The 1,247-nt window shown below is 71.1% G+C and carries 1 protein-coding gene; it reads right to left on the minus strand.

Annotation, left to right across the window (positions count from 1 at the left end; all coding sequences use genetic code 11):
• Nucleotides 1–272: 272 nt before the first annotated feature.
• Nucleotides 273–1,247, minus strand: a 975-nt coding sequence (locus tag P1P70_RS44805; protein WP_319248270.1) for a rhamnogalacturonan acetylesterase, incomplete at its 5' end; no start/stop codon positions are given.

Consider the following 1,247-nt stretch of genomic DNA (forward strand, 5'->3'; position numbering starts at 1 on the left):
TTTTTCAGCCGAATACGGCCTTCGTGTTTTTTGCATGTCTCGTTGGCTCGGAGATGTTGTTAAGAGACAGCCGTTCCCCGCCCCCCTGCAAGACCAGGCCCTGCGGGCCTGAAAAGCAGGGGCTGCGCCCCGTGCTTTTCAGGCCCGCAGGGCCTGGTCTTGCAGGGGAGCGGGGAACTGCGCGAGAAGCCCCACCGGAGCCGCACCCGACAACGCACCCCGCCCGGCGAAACCTGAGGCGCCCCGGTTCCGGTCGGGACGCCCCAGGCGTCTTATCCCACCCTGGTCTTCCCCTCCGGCACCAGCCCCTGGGCGACGAGGGCGTCACGGACGAGGTCGGCGTAGACCGTCGCTCCGTGCACGGACGTGTGGGTGTTGTCCCGCTTCTCGTTGTAGAGGTACAGCGCCTTCGAACCCTCCGTGCCCAACGACTCCACCAGCGCCTTCGTCTCGGCGGTGAGGTCGATCAGCGGCACCCCACCCGCCGCGGCGACCTCGCGGGTGACCGCGGGATGGTCGACGCCGAGGCCGTTGACCAGCAGGGCGGTGCCGTTGTTCAGCGTGCCGTCGGCGTTGAACCAGCGGCGGACGATCGGCGTGACCAGGACCGGCTTGCCGCCCTTCGCGCGGACGCCGGCGACCAGCGTCTCCAGGTTGGCCCGGTACGTGGACCCGTCCGTCTGCTTGTCGTTGTGGGCCAGCTGGATCAGCACCAGGTCGCCCCGGCGGATCTGCGGCTGGACCGTGGCCCACAGCCGGGAGTCGGCCAGGTAGGACACCGTGCTCTCGCCGGAGTCGGCGTAGTTGGCGACCGAGACGCCCTTCCGCAGGTACTGCGGGAGCTGCTGGCCCCAGCCGGAGTAGGGGTCGCCGGGCTGGTCGCAGACCGTGGAGTCACCGACGAGGAAGATCTGGCGGGCCCGCTTCGCGGGGGTCACCCGGATGTCGGCCAGCGCGGGCGCCGAGCCGCCGATGACCAGGTCCAGGCCGGGGGTGCCGTCGGCGCCCGTGGGCTCGCCCTCGGGGGTGCGGACGTTCACGGTGAAGCTGCGGGAGACGGGCTTCCCGGCCTCCGTGGCCGTCTCGGCGAGCAGCGTGCGGCGGGTCTCGCCGGTGACCTTCGTGCTCGCCGCGCTCTCCCCGCCGAGGCGGACGCTCACGTCGTACGTGCCGGCGGGAACGTCGAAGTGGCAGGCGTTCGCGGCGCAGTTCTCCAGGCCCAGTGCGGGGCGACCCCGGTGTGCCTC

Origin of the sequence: Streptomyces sp. MB09-02B (genome assembly GCF_033794485.1) — a bacterium.
In the GTDB taxonomy this organism is placed as follows: Bacteria; Actinomycetota; Actinomycetes; order Streptomycetales; family Streptomycetaceae; genus Streptomyces.